This is a genomic window from Kribbella sp. HUAS MG21 (genome assembly GCF_040254265.1).
Lineage (GTDB): Bacteria > Actinomycetota > Actinomycetes > Propionibacteriales > Kribbellaceae > Kribbella.
This window is the reverse complement of the sequence record NZ_CP158165.1, coordinates 3718656-3734024: the sequence shown is the minus strand read 5'-3', so window position 1 is coordinate 3734024 and position 15369 is coordinate 3718656. Positions and strand designations below refer to the sequence as shown.

11 protein-coding genes are annotated in these 15369 nt (G+C 69.7%); 8 read left to right on the top strand and 3 right to left on the bottom strand.

Going from position 1 to position 15369, the window contains the following annotated elements; translation table 11 throughout:
* Positions 1-19 precede the first annotated feature (19 nt).
* The 5 genes from ABN611_RS18345 (at position 20) to ABN611_RS18325 (ending at position 6370) form a co-directional block, all read left to right on the top strand.
* Positions 20-1642, top strand: a complete 1623-nt coding sequence (locus ABN611_RS18345; RefSeq protein WP_350281093.1) for an extracellular solute-binding protein — start codon at positions 20-22, stop codon at positions 1640-1642.
* A complete protein-coding gene (locus tag ABN611_RS18340) occupies positions 1642-2586 on the top strand; it encodes an ABC transporter permease subunit (RefSeq protein ID WP_350281092.1) in 945 nt (314 codons plus the stop codon). The genes ABN611_RS18345 and ABN611_RS18340 overlap by 1 nt, the downstream gene beginning before the upstream one ends.
* Entirely contained in the window at positions 2583-3470 is an 888-nt protein-coding gene (locus ABN611_RS18335; protein WP_350281091.1) for a carbohydrate ABC transporter permease, read from the top strand. The genes ABN611_RS18340 and ABN611_RS18335 overlap by 4 nt, the downstream gene beginning before the upstream one ends.
* Positions 3471-3608: 138 nt before the next feature.
* Entirely contained in the window at positions 3609-4322 is a 714-nt protein-coding gene (locus ABN611_RS18330) for a phosphatase PAP2 family protein (RefSeq protein ID WP_350281090.1), read from the top strand.
* A 38-nt stretch (positions 4323-4360) separates the two neighbouring features.
* Positions 4361-6370 (top strand): AAA family ATPase, encoded by a 2010-nt coding sequence (locus tag ABN611_RS18325; protein ID WP_350281089.1) that lies wholly within the window; start codon positions 4361-4363, stop codon positions 6368-6370.
* Here the strand turns inward: ABN611_RS18325 and ABN611_RS18320 are convergent.
* The 3 genes from ABN611_RS18320 to ABN611_RS18310 are packed head-to-tail and all read right to left on the bottom strand — an operon-like array spanning position 6356 to position 10000.
* The gene (locus ABN611_RS18320) at positions 6356-7771 is read right to left on the bottom strand and encodes a hypothetical protein (protein WP_350281088.1); all 1416 of its coding nucleotides are present in this window, start codon (positions 7769-7771) and stop codon (positions 6356-6358) included. The genes ABN611_RS18325 and ABN611_RS18320 overlap by 15 nt on opposite strands.
* Complete coding sequence (locus ABN611_RS18315; protein WP_350281087.1) at positions 7768-8778, bottom strand: hypothetical protein; 1011 nt, start codon at positions 8776-8778, stop codon at positions 7768-7770. Before ABN611_RS18315 ends, ABN611_RS18320 begins: the two co-directional genes overlap by 4 nt.
* A 31-nt stretch (positions 8779-8809) precedes the next feature.
* The gene (locus tag ABN611_RS18310; protein WP_350281086.1) at positions 8810-10000 is read right to left on the bottom strand and encodes an MFS transporter; all 1191 of its coding nucleotides are present in this window, start codon (positions 9998-10000) and stop codon (positions 8810-8812) included.
* Positions 10001-10088: 88 nt separating this feature from the next.
* On the opposite strand from ABN611_RS18310, the gene ABN611_RS18305 reads away from it, so the two are divergent.
* The 3 genes from ABN611_RS18305 to ABN611_RS18295 all read left to right on the top strand — a co-directional run bounded on the left by ABN611_RS18305 (position 10089) and on the right by ABN611_RS18295 (position 15293).
* Entirely contained in the window at positions 10089-10400 is a 312-nt protein-coding gene (locus tag ABN611_RS18305; protein ID WP_350281085.1) for a helix-turn-helix domain-containing protein, read from the top strand.
* Positions 10401-10456: 56 nt separating this feature from the next.
* On the top strand, positions 10457-12706 hold the full coding sequence (locus ABN611_RS18300) for a PQQ-binding-like beta-propeller repeat protein (RefSeq protein WP_350281084.1): 2250 nt from the start codon (positions 10457-10459) through the stop codon (positions 12704-12706).
* 205 nt (positions 12707-12911) lie between these two features.
* Entirely contained in the window at positions 12912-15293 is a 2382-nt protein-coding gene (locus ABN611_RS18295) for a hypothetical protein (RefSeq protein WP_350281083.1), read from the top strand.
* The last annotated feature ends 76 nt before the right edge of the window (positions 15294-15369 follow it).

The window sequence follows — 15369 nt, the reverse complement described above, 5'->3', positions numbered from 1 at the left end:
CCGATGGAAGTGAGGCCTCATGCCGGTCAGCAGAAGAACTTTCCTCGGCGGCGGTCTGGCCGCCGCCGCTGTCGCGGTCACGGGTACGCCGCTGCTGGCGGGGTGCGCGTCCGACAAGAAGAACACCGCCGCGGCGAACGCGGCCGTGAAGCTGCCGACGTACACGAAGTACGGCGAGATCAAGCCGGACCTGCCGGGCACCGACGTGGTGCTGGACGGGTTCCTGAAGTACCCGGCGAATCCGGTGAAGGCGATTGCCGAGGCTCCTGGTGACGGCAAGCCGATCACGTTCATGACGAACATCCCCGGTGCCATCCCGCCCGCCGCCGACCGGAACCAGTTCTGGCAGGAGCTGAACAAGCGGCTCGGTTCCGAGCTGCAGATCAGCATGGCGTCGAACGACGAGTACAAGGACAAGTTCGCCACCCGGATCGCGGGCGGCGACCTGCCGGACATCCTGAACATCCCGACCGACACCCCGCAGATCCCCGGCCTGGTGAAGTCCAAGTGCATGGACCTGACCGAGCACCTGTCCGGCGACGCGATCAGCAAGTACCCGTTCCTGGCGAACATCCCGACCGAGTTCTGGAAGGGCTGCGTCTTCAACGGCGCGATCTACGGCGTCCCGGTGCCGCGCGGCATGTCCCGTACCTCGGGCACGCTCTACCGCGAGGACCTGCTCGCCGCCAAGGGCATCAAGGACCCGGCCCCGAAGAACTTCCAGGAGTTCTTCGACCTGGCCAAGGAGATGACCGCGGCCAAGCAGAACAAGTGGGCCTGGACCCGGGTGCCGATGTCGGTGATCCGGATGATGCTCGGGATCCCGAACGTCTGGAAGTCCGACGGCGGCAAGTTCACCTCGATGTACGAGCACGAGGCGCAGGAGCAGGCCCTCGAGGCCGGCCGCAAGATGGTCGCCGCCGGCGTGGTGAACCCGGACGCCTTCAACGACAAGTCCAGCGCCCGCAAGCAGTGGTTCAACGGCGGTATCGCCGCGTTCGACTACGACAGCACCGTGGCCTGGAACCAGTACTACTCCGACAACAGCGCCGGCGACGCGTTCGCCGTGAACATGCTCGACGTCCCGGGCTTCGACGGCGGCGAGGGCGCGCCGTGGATGGGCTCGGCGCTGAACAACGTCACGTCGTTCAACAAGGACAGCCAGCACTCGGCCGAGACGCTGCTGAAGATCGCGAACTGGATGGCGGCGCCGTTCGGCACCGAGGAGTACATGTTCCGCAAGTACGGCATCGCCGGCCGGCACTACACGCTCAAGGACACCGACCCGGTGCCCACCAAGGTCGGCACCGTGGAGACCGGCATCGGCCTGCAGTACATCAGCGACTCCACGCTGGCGCTGTACTGGGCCGGCAAGCCGGAGGTCCCGCAGAAGCAGCACGCGATCCAGCAGAAGTTCGAGAAGCGGCTGGTGTACGACGCGTCGTACGGGCTGTACTCCGACACGGCGTCGAAGAAGCAGGCCCAGCTGACCAAGACCATGAACGACCTGGAGAGCCAGATCGTCCAGGGCAAGAAGCCGGTCTCGGACTGGAAGGCGGCCGTGGCGACCTGGAAGTCCTCGGGCGGCGACAAGATGCGTACCGAGTTCGAGCAGGCGTTCGCCGACACGGCAGGGAAGTGATGTTGCAGCGATCCTCCACGCGCCCGCAGCAGCAGCTGAGCCTCGGCCGGCGGCTGCTGCGGGACCGCGTCCTGCTGTTGTTCGCGCTGCCCGGCATCGGACTGATCGTCCTGTTCCACTACGTGCCGCTGCTGGGCAACGTGATCGCGTTCAAGGACTACCAGCCGTTCCTCGGGATCGGCGGCAGCGACTGGTCGGGCTGGGCGAACTTCAGCGTGATCTTCAACGGCGACCCGGCGTTCCTGCGGGCGCTGAAGAACACGCTGATCCTGACCAGCCTGCAGTCGATCTTCGTGTTCCCGGCGCCGATCCTGCTCGCGCTGCTGCTGAACTCGCTGTTCTCCGAGCGGATCAAGCGGATCGCGCAGAGCATCCTCTACCTGCCGCACTTCATGTCCTGGGTGATCGTGGTCGCGCTGTTCCAGCAGATGCTCGGCGGCAGCGGGCTGCTGAACAACTACCTGCGTTCGCACGACCTGACGACGATCGACATCATCGGGAACTCCGAACTGTTCCACGTGCTGCTGACGTCGCAGATCATCTGGAAGGACACCGGGTGGGCGACCATCCTGTTCCTGGCCGCGCTGTCCCAGATCGACTCGCAGCTTTACGAGGCCGCGAGTGTGGACGGCGCCAGCCGGATGAAGCAGCTCTGGCACGTCACGCTGCCCGGCCTGCGCGGGATCATCATCCTGCTGTTCATCCTGCGGCTCGGTGACTCGCTGACCGTCGGGTTCGAGCAGATCATCCTGCAGCAGCAGGCGGTCGGCCGCGATGTCAGCGAAGTACTGGACACGTACGTCTACAACAACGGCGTACTCGGCGGCGCCTGGGGTGTCGCGGCGGCGGTCGGCCTGGTGAAGGGCATCGTCGGCGTGATCCTCGTGCTGACGGCGAACAAGGTGGCGCACATGTTCGGCGAGCAGGGGGTGTACCAGCGATGAGTCGCAAGATCGTCCAGGGCGTGCCGATGCCGTCCTGGCCCATGCGGATCTTCAAAGGCTTCGTGCTGCTGATCTTCTGTGCGGTCGTGATCATCCCGTTCGTCGGGGTGATCTCGACCAGCGTCGCGCCGAACAAGCAGATCAACGAGGCCGGCGGTCTCGTGCTGCTGCCGGAGTCGATCAACTTCGCGGCCTACGAGTCGTTGTTCGCCGGCGGCGTGGTGACGCGCGCGCTGTTCGTCAGCATCTTCGTGACGATCGTCGGCACGCTGCTCAGCCTGACCGTGTCGTGCCTGCTGGCCTACGCGCTGTCGCGGCCCGGCTTCTCGGCGGGGCGGCCGATCCTGCTGGTGGTGCTGTTCAGCATGCTGTTCTCGCCCGGCATCATCCCGGTCTACCTGACCGTGAAGGGCGTCGGCCTGCTGGACAGCATCTGGGCCCTGATCGTGCCGACGATGATCAGCGCGTTCAACGTCGTCGTCCTGCGGGCGTTCTTCATGAACCTGCCGAACGAGATCACCGAGAGCGCGCGGATCGACGGCGCCGGCGAGCTGAAGACGTTCACCTACATCGTGCTGCCGCTGTCGAAGGCGGTGCTGTCGGTGATCGGCCTGTTCTACGCGGTGGCGTACTGGAACGCGTTCTTCTCCGCACTGCTGTACCTCAACGACTCCAAGCTCTGGCCGTTGCAGCTGGTACTGCGGACGTACGTCATCAACGACACGCAGCTGGGCAGCGCGGAGCTCGGTACCGAGCTGCTGCCGCCGCAGGCCTCGATCCAGATGGCGATCCTGGTCGTCTCGATCGTGCCGATCCTGCTGGTCTACCCGTTCCTGCAGCGGCACTTCGCGAAGGGTGTGCTCACCGGCGCCGTGAAGGGCTGAGGGGTTGCCCAGGGCAACCTCAGGGTCGCGCCTGGGCAAACCCTGTGCCGCTGCCGGGTACCGTCGAACGGTATGGGGATCCAGGCACTCGAGCGGGCGGGGCAGGGCGGGGTACAACAGCAAAAGGTTGTCTGGAGGGTGGTCCGGGAAGCAGTCCTGCTGGCCACCCTCTTCCTTGTCTACAGTGCCGGACGGCAGCTCGCCGCCCGACACTCCGGTTCCGCGTTCGACCACGCTCACGAGGTGCTGTCGTTCCAGCGCTGGCTGCACCTGCCGGACGAGGCAGCGATCCAGCACTGGGCGCTGCAGTTCCCGCAGCTGGTACAAGGGGCGAACCTGTACTACGCGAGCGTGCACGCTCCGCTCACCGCCGCAGTACTGCTCTGGCTGAGCATCTGGCGGCCCAGGGCGTACGCACACGTCCGCTGGACGATGGTGTCGCTGACCGGGCTGGCGCTGATCGGTCACATCGCGTTCCCGCTGGCGCCGCCGCGGATGCTGCCGGGCTTCGTCGACACCGGGCTGCGGTTCGGCCAGTCCGTCTACGGCCCCGACCAGACCGGTAGCGCGGTGAACCAGTTCGCCGCGATGCCGAGCCTGCACGTCGGCTGGGCCGCACTGATCGCGCTGTCGATGGTCCTGATCACCCGGTCGCGGTGGCGGTGGCTGTGGCTGCTGCACCCTATCGTCACGTTCGGCGTGGTCGTGGTCACCGCCAACCACTACTGGCTGGACGGCATCGTCGTACTGGTCCTGCTGGCGGCCAGCCTCCCGTTCCTGCTCCGGCCGGGTCTGCACGCCGACAGGCCCAGGACCCGTAATTCGGTTCCACCACGGCGAGTGCTCAAGTAACGTAGCTGGGCTTCCCCACTCTCGCCGGAGGTTCCAGCATGCCCGCAGACACGTCCGACACGCTCCAGGCCGAGAAGGACTACCTGAAGACCTCCCGGGCGGCGCTGGCGCTGATGCGGGAGAAGACCGGGGCGCTGGAGATCCACAGCGCGGACCGGGTCAACCAGGAGTTCCTGCAGGCCGCCATCTTCCAGCGGATGAAGGAGCTCGAGGACGACCCGGACGTGCCGCTGTTCTTCGGCCGGCTGGACTACCTCGAGCCGGCCGAGGAGACCTTCCACATCGGCCGCCGGCACGTGAACGACGCGCACGGCGAGCCGCTGGTGGTGGACTGGCGAGCAGACATCTCGGTGCCGTTCTACCGGGCCAGCAAGACCGAGCCCATGGGTGTCGGCATCCGCCGCCGCTTCGGCTTCACGCACGGCGAGATGACCGCGTTCGAGGACGAGGACCTGACCGCGGGCGGTCCGGCCGAACAGCACAGCGACATCCTGGACGCGGAGATCGAGCGCCCGCGGTCGGGCCCGATGCGCGACATCGTGGCCACCATCCAGCCGGAGCAGGACGTGATCGTCCGGGCCGGTGTCGAGCAGACCATCTGCGTGCAGGGAGCACCTGGCACCGGTAAGACGGCGGTCGGCCTGCACAGAGCGGCGTACCTGCTCTACGCGTACCGCGACCAGCTCAGCCGCGCGGGTGTGCTCGTCGTGGGGCCGAACGCCAGCTTCCTGCGGTACATCGGTGACGTCCTGCCCGCGCTGGGTGAGATCGAGGCGAAGCAGACCACGGTCGAGGAGCTCGTCGCCCGGGTGAAGATCGCCGGTCCGGGGTCCGCGCCGGTCGACGTCCTCAAGGGCGACGCGCGGATGGCCGAGGTACTGCATCGGGCGGTGTGGTCGCACGTCAAGCAGCCGCAGGAGGCGCTCGTCGTCCCGCGCGGCGCGCACAGGTGGCGCGTGGCGACGTACCAGGCAGAGGAGCTCGTCAACGAGCTGCGGACGCGCGGCATCAGGTACGGCGCCGGGCGCGCGATGCTGCCGCAGCGGCTGGCGCACGCCGTACTGCTGCGCATGGAGGCGGCCGGTGACTCACCTGACGACCGGGTGCAGGACGCGGTCGCGCGGAGCCGTCCCGTCAAGCAGTACGCCGAGGCGCTCTGGCCGGCGGTGGACCCGGCCAAGCTGCTGTTCAGGCTCTTCACCGAGCCGGAGCTGCTCGCCGAGCACGCCGACGGCATCCTGACCGCTGAGGAGCAGGCACTCCTGACCTGGGACAAGGTGCCGCGGTCGCCCGGCGCGGCCAAGTGGTCCGTTGCCGACGCCACGCTGATCGACGAGATCGCCGACCTGGTCGACCGTACGCCGTCGCTCGGCCACGTGGTGCTCGACGAGGCGCAGGACCTGTCCGCGATGCAGCTGCGCGCCGTCGGCCGACGCTGCTCCACCGGCTCGATGACCGTGCTCGGCGACATCGCGCAGGGCACCACGCCGTGGGCGACGCCGTCGTGGGACGAGGCGCTGAAGCACCTCGGCAAGACCAGCGCCCACACCGAGGAGCTGACCGCGGGCTTCCGTGTCCCCGGGCAGGTGATCGAGTACGCCGCCCGCCTGCTGCCGTCGATCGCCCCGCACCTGAAGCCACCGACAGCGGTACGGCGGGCGCGTGGTGAGCTGACCATCACGCGCGTGCCGGACAGCCTGGCTGCCGCGGTGACCGCGGTCCGCGAGGTGTCCGAACGCCCAGGCTCGATCGGGCTGATCGTCCCGGACGCACTGGTCCCCGCCGCACGGAAGGCTCTGCACGGCATGGCCTTCTCGGTGCTGGGCGACGAGGACGACGTGGAAGCCCATCTGGACGTCGTACCGGCGTCGCTGGCCAAGGGTCTCGAGTTCGACCACGTGGTGCTGGTGGAGCCGGCCGGCATCGTGGCTGGTGAGGCCGACGAGCGGACCGGGCTCCGGCGCCTCTACGTCTGCCTGACGCGTGCCGTCACCTCACTGGTCGTGCTGCACAGCGAGGACCTGCCCGAGGTACTAGAAGCCCCGTGACCCGCCGGACCGGCGCGACGAGCGCCGGGACGAGCCGCCACCGCTGGACCGGGTCCGTGACGACCAGGACCTGCGCCGGCTGGAGCCGCTGGACCAGCTGCTGCCGTCGTCGTCGGAGCCGCTGCCGGACGAGGCGGCCCAGTCTCCGAGGGAGCTGCCGACGTTCGAGCTGAATCGCCCGAACCGCGCACCCGGCCGGCGGGACCGCCAGCGCGACCGCATCTCCTCGCCGCGGCGCCGGAAGTCGGAGTCCGGGAACCACCACTGCCGGCCGTCACCACGCGACCAGTAGCCGTCGACGTACGCCGCCAGGTCCTCGCCGTACTCCCAGTAGGGGCGCTCGATCTGCCAGCCCTTCACCATCCTGATCGCCGGCTCCTGGCCTGCCTCGTCACGCGCCTTGCAGTCCGCACAGACGTCGACGTTGCGGGCGGCGCCGTTCTCCGGCTTCCAGTCCACCACCGCGACGCTCGGCCCGTGCCGCGGGTCGAAGAAGCACGGCGCGGTCGGCTCCGGGATCGGCTTGCCGGCCCGGAGGGCGTCCAGGCAGGTGATCCCGTACCGGGCGGAGCCGAGCAGCGTCGTCACCGCCTCGATGTCCTCGTCGCCCTTGGCCTGGTCGAGGCGCTGCCGTGCTTTCTCCACGGTGTCGAGCACGTCCTTGGACAGCTTCGACTGCTGTGGGTCCGAGGTCGTCGGCAGCGCGGAGACCTGCTGGGAGAGCGTGATGATCTCCTCGTTCAGCAGCGGCTGCACGACCGCGAGGTGCGCCTTCTCGTCCTGCCGCCGCGCCCTGCGGGCGCCCAGCCCGGTCACCGTGCACCAGAGCCCGATGATCCCGGCCGCACCACCGGCGTACGGCGCCGCGTCGACGTAGAACGGCTTGTCCACGACCTGCGCCCGCTCGATGAACCGCTTGATCATCCGCTCGTAGCCGGGCGCGCAGCAGTCGACCGCCTGGTCCACCGCGTCGCCGACGAAGTACGTCGGTCCCTTGTCGGCGCGCTGGACGGCGTGGAACCCGCGTCCCTTGCTCTGCGACGTCGCGTCGACGAGTACGGCGTACACGCCCTCGACGCCGACGCGGTCGTACAGCTGGTCCGCGATCTCCTCGCCCTCCCAGGCGAGCCGCACCGAGTACTTGCTGGTCGACGTGTTGATCTTGGCCGCCGGGATCACCGCGATCCGGATCGGGGCGGCGGCGCTCTTCGCCAGTGCGTCCAGCTCCGCGGTCTCGGTCGCGGTCAGGTTCGTGACGGCCGGGTCGACCCAGACACCGGGGTCACCGAGCTGACTCGCCACAGTGTTCATGTACGCGCCCGGGGTGTCGGCGGCGTGCGCGGGCAGTGTTGGCACGACCCACAACGCGATGAGTGCGAACGCACCGAGCAGACGCTTCATCGTGCTCCTCCCGAGAGCCGGTCACGGCAGGCAGCACAGACCGGGACCTCCCGGGGCCGCCCGCCAGGTGGCGTGTACATCCAGTCGGTCACGGACGTGCCGTGGCCGGGGTCGAAGAAGCATGGCGCGCGCCGGGCGGGCGCTGGTGTGCCCGCGACCTTCGCCTGGGCACAGGCCAGCCGCCAGCGTCCGTACTCGACGGTGGCCCGCACCTCCCGCAGCTCGTCGTCGTCCGGCTCGCCGTCGACCACGCGACCGGCGTCGGCGTACGCATCCATCGCCGCTTGCACATCCGCCGCATTCTCCACGCCGTCCAGACGCACGTCCGCCGCATCCAGTTCCTCACCGAACCTGGTGACGTCCTCCCGCGCCGCCGCCCGCCGCTCTTCGACGGTGTCCACCTCGTCCGGCAGCACGTCGTACGACGGCCGGTAGAGGGCCGGGCCGCTGTCCTTGCCCGGACGGGACTTCCACCAGCGCAGCCCGAGCCCGCCGGCGACCAGCACCACCAGCACGATCAGCAGCGGCCACAGCCACCCAGGTGTGCCCTTGGAGGCTTTCGGTACGTCGAGCCGATCCAGCACGCCGTTGAGCATGCCGGCCGGGTCGGAGCGGCTGTGCTTGTTCAGCTCGTCGGTGAGGATCTCCGCGATCGGGGTGTCGACACCGACCGCACTCCCCCAGCTCATCGCACCGCCGAACACGACCAGATAGATGCCGTCCGCCCGCTGCGCGTCGACCAGCATGTCGACGTACTTCCGCGCTGCCGCGTTGTTGTTGCCGCTGCCGTCGTTCAGCACGGCCGCGGGCACGACCGCGATCCGGATCGCCGGGTCGTGCCCGCTCACCCGCTCGGCCAGCTCAGCCGCGTCCTCGTCCGATACCAGCGACCGCTGCGTCGGGTCGACGTACACAGGCGACGTTTTCCAGCCCTCCACCACCGCAGTGGGGTCGGTGGACCCCGTCAGGGTGGAGGCGAGCAGGAGCACACCGGCAAGCAGACGCATGGGCCACAGAGTGCCCTACCAGAGGTCCTCCTCAGTCAGCGGCTGCGGTGACGTAGACGTCCTCCTCGCGCTCCAGCTCCTCCACACGCTGCAGAGCCGGGTCACGCCAGAGGAGGTAGACCAGGCCAAGCACTACCAGCGACAGGACCGCACCCAGGACAGGTAGGTAGCCGACGCCGAGGGTCTGGATCACCAGGCCACCGACGACCGCGGACAGACCTGCACCGAGGTAGATCGCGGAGGCGTTCAGCGAGATGAGGAGACCGCCGCCGAGCTCCAGCAGGAGGTTCTGGACCGGCGGGTTGAAGGCCCACGTCAGCGCGCCCCACACGACCAGGGCTGCTCCTGCGCCCACCGTGGTGGTCAGCGTCAGGTCGAGCGTGGCCAGGACGGCTGTGATCGAGAGCATCAGGACGACGAGTGTGCGGAGGCTGCCGAAGCGGTCGGTGATCCAGCCGCCGAAGAAGTTGCCGATCACCGCGCCCACGCCGTACAGCAGGAGCAGGAGGCCTGTGATGCTGCCGGTCAGGCCGGCGGTGTGCTCGAGCAGCGGGACGATGTAGATGTAGACGCTGAACGCGGCCAGCACCGCGAGCACCGTCATCGCGAGGATGATCTGTACCCGCCGGTCGGCCACACCGGCGAACCGTTCCCGCAGGCTGACCACGGGTGGTGCGTCGACCGTCGGCAGAGCGGCGCGCTCGGCGATCGCGACCAGTACGGCGACCGCGGTGATCAGCGCGAAGACACCCTTGTAGCCGAGCGTCGGGCCCAGCAGCGTGCCGGCGGGTACGCCGAGCACCAGCGCGAACGTCAGCCCGCCGAACACGATGGCTACTGCTCTACCGCGTTCCTCCGGAGGCAACAGGCTGGTGGCGAACAGTGTGGCGGCCGGCGTGTACATGGCAGCACCGAGCGCGGCCACCACGCGTCCGGCGATCAGGATCGGGTAGTTCACGGCCAGCGCGGCGATCAGGTTGCCGAGCGCGGCCAGGACCAGGGCCGCGATCAGCAGCGTACGGCGCTCCCACCGGCCGGTCAGCGTGGACAGGATCGGCGCACCGATCGCGTACGACAGCGAGAACGCGGTGGCGAGCTGACCCGCGGCCGTCAGCGAGACGTGCAGCTCGGAGCTGACGTCGGGCAGCACACCGGACACGACGTACGCGCTGGTGCCGACCGCGAACGCGCCGGCACCGAGCAGGTAGATCCGTGCGGACATCGGAGAGGACCTTCCGGAGACGATTATTTCGATCATCATCGTACTACGAAGATCATCGAACTTCGACAGGCGTCGTACTATGGGAGACATGACCAGCAAAGTCCTCCCGCAGCCGGAGCGGGACGAGATCCGCGTCGAGGCGGTTCTCCAGGCGCTTGGCGAGCCGGTCCGGCTGACGATCGTCCGCGCGCTCGCCGAGCAGCCGGCCGGGATCGCGTGCGGCGAGATCGAACTCCCGGTGACCGCGTCCACCCGGGCGCACCACCTCCGGACACTGCGCGAGGCCGGCGTCATCTCCACCCACACCGACGGCACCCGGCGGATCAGCATCCTCCGCCGCGAGGACCTCGAGAAGCTCTACCCCGGTCTGCTCAGCGGGGTCTTGGCAGCCAAGCAGTAACCCAGCGGTGCTCGACTCGTAGGTCGTTGGAGAAGTGCGGCTGGCAGACTGAAGCAGTGGTGGAACTCCGGGCGCGCTGGGACAACCTGCTGCCCCGGTCTGCCTCACTGGCCGACGACCTGGTCGCCAGGTACGTCGAACGCAACCGCCGCGCGTACCGCGACCAGTACCTCACGATCGTCCTCACCGCGCTGGACTCGCTCATCCAGCTCTCCACCGACCCCACCAGCGTCCGGCTGGCGGCCTGGTTCCACCGCGCGGTCCACGAGCCCGGCGGCACACCGCCCGAGGACGCCGAGGCGTCGGCCCGGCTGGCCGAGCAGGTCCTCCCTCAGTACGGCGTACCGCCCATCCGGATCGCCGAGGTCGCCAGGCTGATCCGGCTGACCGGCGACCTCGCGGCGCCGCAGCCGGACGCCTACGCGCCACCGCGCCGGGATGCCAACGGCGACGTACTCCTCGACGCTGTCAACGCGATCCTCGCCTCCGACCCGAGCCGGTACGCCGTCCACACCGCCGAGGTACGACGTGACGCCGGCGAGCGCAAGGCCGCGCTGGAGCACCGGTACGAGGAGGTGCGCGACCTACTCGACGGCCACCTGTACCGCACGCAGCTGGCCCGGCAGCGTCTCGGCCAGGTCGCACGGCTCAACCTGGAGTCGGAGCTCGCCGGACTGGACAGCGAGCTCCCGGCGCCCTGGCGTGGCTGGCAGCAGGCCGCCCTGACAGCCACCGCCACCTTCACAGCCATCGCAGCCGCCGTGGTCGCGATCGCCGCGACCGGTGCGTCCTGGGAGATCCCGGCGACCCGGCACGAGGCAGGCTGGCCGACGGTCGCGCTGGCGGTCCTGTCGTTCTTCTGCGCGCCAGTGCTCTTCCGCTGCGCCCGCAGTGCCAGTCAGCGCGCCCGCCTGATCGCAGGCTCGGTTCTGGCGATCGCACTGACCGGACTGCTCATCGCCTGGGCCCAGGCGCCGCGCACCAACGAAGCCGTGGGCATCGGCCTCCGCGTCCCACTACTGATCTCCGCGCTACTACTTCTCCTCGTGGCCGGCGCCGCAGCCCTCGTGGCCTCACTACTGCGCACGCGCACCGCCCGCTTCCTCCCAGCCCGGAACCTGGGCCAGCAACTCGCGTGGCTCGCCGTACCGGGAGCGGTCGCGCTGGCGCTCCTACTGATCGTGCAGCCGCTGTCGCGCAACTACGTGCTCTCCTCGAACGAGCGCGTCGAGAGCGCGCCACGCGACGCCGGTCGCGCTACACCCTCCGTCCTGGACGGTGGCGTCGCGTGGATCAGCGACTCGGTCGTCGGCACCGGGGCGGAGGAGGCGGTCGGCACGCGGTACGGCATCGCGATCCCGCGACCGAGCGGCGTGGTGGAACTGCTCGACGCGGCCACGGGTGCGCTGCGGTGGCGCTACAGCCGCTCGGACTCCGACGAGAAGCCGGTGATCACGGCCACGGGCAATGGCGAGTACGTGCTGGCCCAGTTCGCCGACGTCGGCTACCTGCTGCTCGACGCGAACACCGGCCACCGCAAGGCCGCCTGGTCCGGGCGGACCCGCGACCACGTCATCCAGCAGGCGCAGCCGCTGCTGACCGGCGAACGCTCCGGCAAGCTGCACGGTGTCGACCCGGACGGCCGGGAGCGGTGGACGTACGAGTCCGGCGAGTGCACCGACCTGGGCGCGATCGCGACCGCCGAGACAGTGGTGTCGTTCGTCAGCCACACCTGCGACGACCGGCCGGACCAGATGACCGCACTGGACGTCCAGTCGGGCAAGCAGCTGTGGACGAAGACGTCGACGGACACCTACCGGCGGCCCGTGGTGGTGGCCGGTCTGGTCGTGGTGGCCGAGCCCGGCGGCGATGGCGACGTACCGGCCGCGCTGACGGCGATCGAGCCGCGGACGGGTGACATCCGCTGGCGCTGGGAGGTGCCGCGGACCTGGGCCTGCCGCACGCTGCTCAATGCCGCCGGGAGGTACCTGATCGTCGTCGACTGCCCGGGCCCGAGCAGCCTGGAGAACCGCCGGACCGTGGTGACCGCCGTCGACGCGAACACCGGCCTGACCGCCTGGCAGACCGAGGCCCCGGTAAGCCCGCGGACGAAGGTCACGGTGACCGCGGACGGCCGCGTGGTCTCGCTCACCCGCACCGCCGGCGGCTGCGTCGCGAACGTGATCAGCCGGACCGGTTTCCGGCAGGCCCGGCTGCCCGCGGCCGTCTCCTGCAGCCGCGATCCGCGGGCCGTCGGCAACCTCGTGCTCACCTCCGGCCCGGAGACGATGATCGCCCTCCGCTAGTCACACCGCGTAGCCGACACGGAGTGACGATCGCCCGGTTGACCCCGGAGTGTGATCTGGACCGCAATTCCATCGCTGGAATTCGTTGTCCGGCGCACCCGTCGAAGCGGTCAGGTGACGAGCCGATATCGCTTTGGCCACGGACCGATCCGGGACCCCCGGATCGGTCGGTCTCGACTCCCAACGGGTGTCAGACTCCGTAGCCATGGACCTGCGCGACCAGTGGAATCGCCTGCTGCCGCACGCGCAGCCGTTGGGCGACGACCTGCTGGCTCGTTACGCAGAGCAACATCGCCACTATCACGACCAGCAGCACCTGACCGAGGTGCTGGCGACGATCGACGAGCTGGCCGCGGACGCCGACGACCCGGACACCGTCCGGCTGGCGGCCTGGTTCCACGACGCGATCTACGACCCGCAGGCCGACCCCGGCGAGAACGAGGAGGTCTCGGCGCAGCTGGCCGAGCTCGAGCTCGCGGCGTACGGCGTGGACGCCGACCGGGTCGCGGAGATCGGGCGGCTGGTCCGGCTGACCGCGAAGCACGACTGCGACCCGGACGACCGCAACGGTGCCGTGCTCTGCGACGCCGACCTGCGGATCCTGAGCCTGCCGGCGGCGCGGTACGACGAGTACGCGGCCGGGATCCGGCAGGAGTACGCGCACGTCGCGGACCGGGACTTCGCCCGCGGCCGGATGTCGTTCCTGCAGAGCCTGGGCGAGACGCGGCTGTACGCGACCGCCCGCGGCCACGAGGAGTGGGAGAGACCGGCCCGGGACAACCTCGCGCGGGAGGTCGAGTCCCTGGGCCCTAGGGCGGCCCGGCCGATCGGCGGGCTGATCCCGGTCATCTACTTCGGCGCCGCGCTCGGCGCGATCGTCGCCTCCTCGGTGCTGCTGGGTCGCGGTCTCGGCGCGGCCGCCAAGTGGCCGGCCGACGCGGCCGACGCCAGCGGCTTCCCGGTCTGGGCGCCGATCGCCGGTACGGCGGCAGCGGCCGGACTGGCCTGTGCGTGGTTCCGGAGGTCGCAGCAGCGGCTGGTGACCGTTCCGGCGATCGCCTTCGCGGCTGTCGGCCTGATCGCGATCGGCCTGTGCTGGTGGCGCTGGCCGGCCGCACAGCCCGGTGCGGCGATGTCGGAGCGCTGGCCGTACCTCTTGCTCGCTTCCGTCACCCTGGTCCTCGCCGGCGCGTTGCTGGCGCTGGCACGACGGCTACGGCTCGCACCGCCGTACGCACAGGCTCCTCCGCGGTGGCTGGCAGTCGGTGCGACTGCTGTCTGTGGGTCGCTGCTGGCGTGGGTCGTGGTGTCGGCTGGTGAGCCGTTCGTGCAGGCTCGGCTGGAAACCGCCAACACGGTCAGCACGACGACGACGATCGAGCCGACCCAGCAGCCGGTCCAGCTCGACGGCACGCTGGCCTGGAGCCGCGAGGTCCCCGCAACCGGCGCCATCACCGGTACGGCGGGTGGCGTCGCCGAGCTGCGGCCGGACGGCGTGGTGATGTCCGACGCGGCCACGGGCCAGATCCGCTGGCGCTACTCGCGGGCCGACGTACAGGACGCCGCCTCCAACGGCTCCCGCGGCCTGGTGGTCTCCCCGGACGGCAAGGTCATCGCCGCGCACCTGCCGCGGTCGCAGTACCGGCGACCCGCGGGTATCAAGCTCCCGACGTACGCCGTCCTCGACGCGGTGACCGGAAAAGTGCTGACCGAGGTCGACACCGACGGGACCGCGCTGGCTGTCGACGCGAACCAGCTGCTCGTCGCCGAGGACAACTACGTCGTCGCGCACGGCGTGAGCAGTCCGACGCACTGGCGGGCCCAGGTGCGCTGCACTGTCACGCAGGGCGAACTGGTCGGCGACCAGGCGGTCGTCGTGGACGCCTGCGCCGGCAACGGCGCCGTCGTACGCGGCCTGGACGCGAAGACCGGTGCGCAGAAGTGGGAGGTCGACCTGGCGACCCGGATCGACCTCAGCTCCGAGCTGGCGCCGTCGACCTGGGTCGCCGAGCTGGTCGCCGTACCGGACACGCGAGAGGTGTCCGGACTGATCTGGACAGGCGCCGCGGGCGGCACACTCCACCAGTGGTCGGTGGACATCAACGAGGGCCGGATCCTCTGGACGACTCCGGTGCCCGGGACGCCACGTCCGCGACTCGGCCCGGCGTCCTGCGACGCACAGCTGGCGGCCACGCACGCATCACTCGTGCTGATCACCTGCCGGACCGGCAACGAGCCCGGCCAACCGCAGACGTACGACGTGTCGGCGTCGAGTCCTGCCGACGGTACGCCGCAGTGGCACCACCTGCTCGAGGTACCGCCGAAGCTGCAGCAGCCGGAGTACCCGCGCAACGGCTTCGGGCTGCTGCCGGACGGACGCGTGGTGACGCTGATGCCGCAGGCGAACGGCAGCTGCTCCCCCGTGCTGATCGGCAGCACCGGTGTCCAGTCGCGGCCGATCGTGCCCAGCCCGAACACCGAAGCGGTCGCCAAGTCCGAAGAGGTCACCTGCAACAAGCCGGCCGTCACGGTCGCCGCCGCCCGGCCCGTCTTCTCCGACGGCACCCGGCTCTTCGCCCTCAACTAGGGCCTGGGAATTCCGTTGCCGGGGGCAGCGTTGACCCCTACCGTGATCCGCATGTTCCGCGTGGTTTTCGAGTTCG

Coding starts and splice junctions, on each gene's coding strand:
- ABN611_RS18320 (WP_350281088.1), bottom strand. CDS start 7,771: ATGAAGCGTCTGCTCGGTGCGTTCGCACTCATCGCGTTGTGGGTCGTG.
- ABN611_RS18325 (WP_350281089.1), top strand. CDS start 4,361: ATGCCCGCAGACACGTCCGACACGCTCCAGGCCGAGAAGGACTACCTG.
- ABN611_RS18305 (WP_350281085.1), top strand. CDS start 10,089: ATGACCAGCAAAGTCCTCCCGCAGCCGGAGCGGGACGAGATCCGCGTC.
- ABN611_RS18315 (WP_350281087.1), bottom strand. CDS start 8,778: ATGCGTCTGCTTGCCGGTGTGCTCCTGCTCGCCTCCACCCTGACGGGG.
- ABN611_RS18335 (WP_350281091.1), top strand. CDS start 2,583: ATGAGTCGCAAGATCGTCCAGGGCGTGCCGATGCCGTCCTGGCCCATG.
- ABN611_RS18340 (WP_350281092.1), top strand. CDS start 1,642: ATGTTGCAGCGATCCTCCACGCGCCCGCAGCAGCAGCTGAGCCTCGGC.
- ABN611_RS18310 (WP_350281086.1), bottom strand. CDS start 10,000: ATGTCCGCACGGATCTACCTGCTCGGTGCCGGCGCGTTCGCGGTCGGC.
- ABN611_RS18345 (WP_350281093.1), top strand. CDS start 20: ATGCCGGTCAGCAGAAGAACTTTCCTCGGCGGCGGTCTGGCCGCCGCC.
- ABN611_RS18295 (WP_350281083.1), top strand. CDS start 12,912: ATGGACCTGCGCGACCAGTGGAATCGCCTGCTGCCGCACGCGCAGCCG.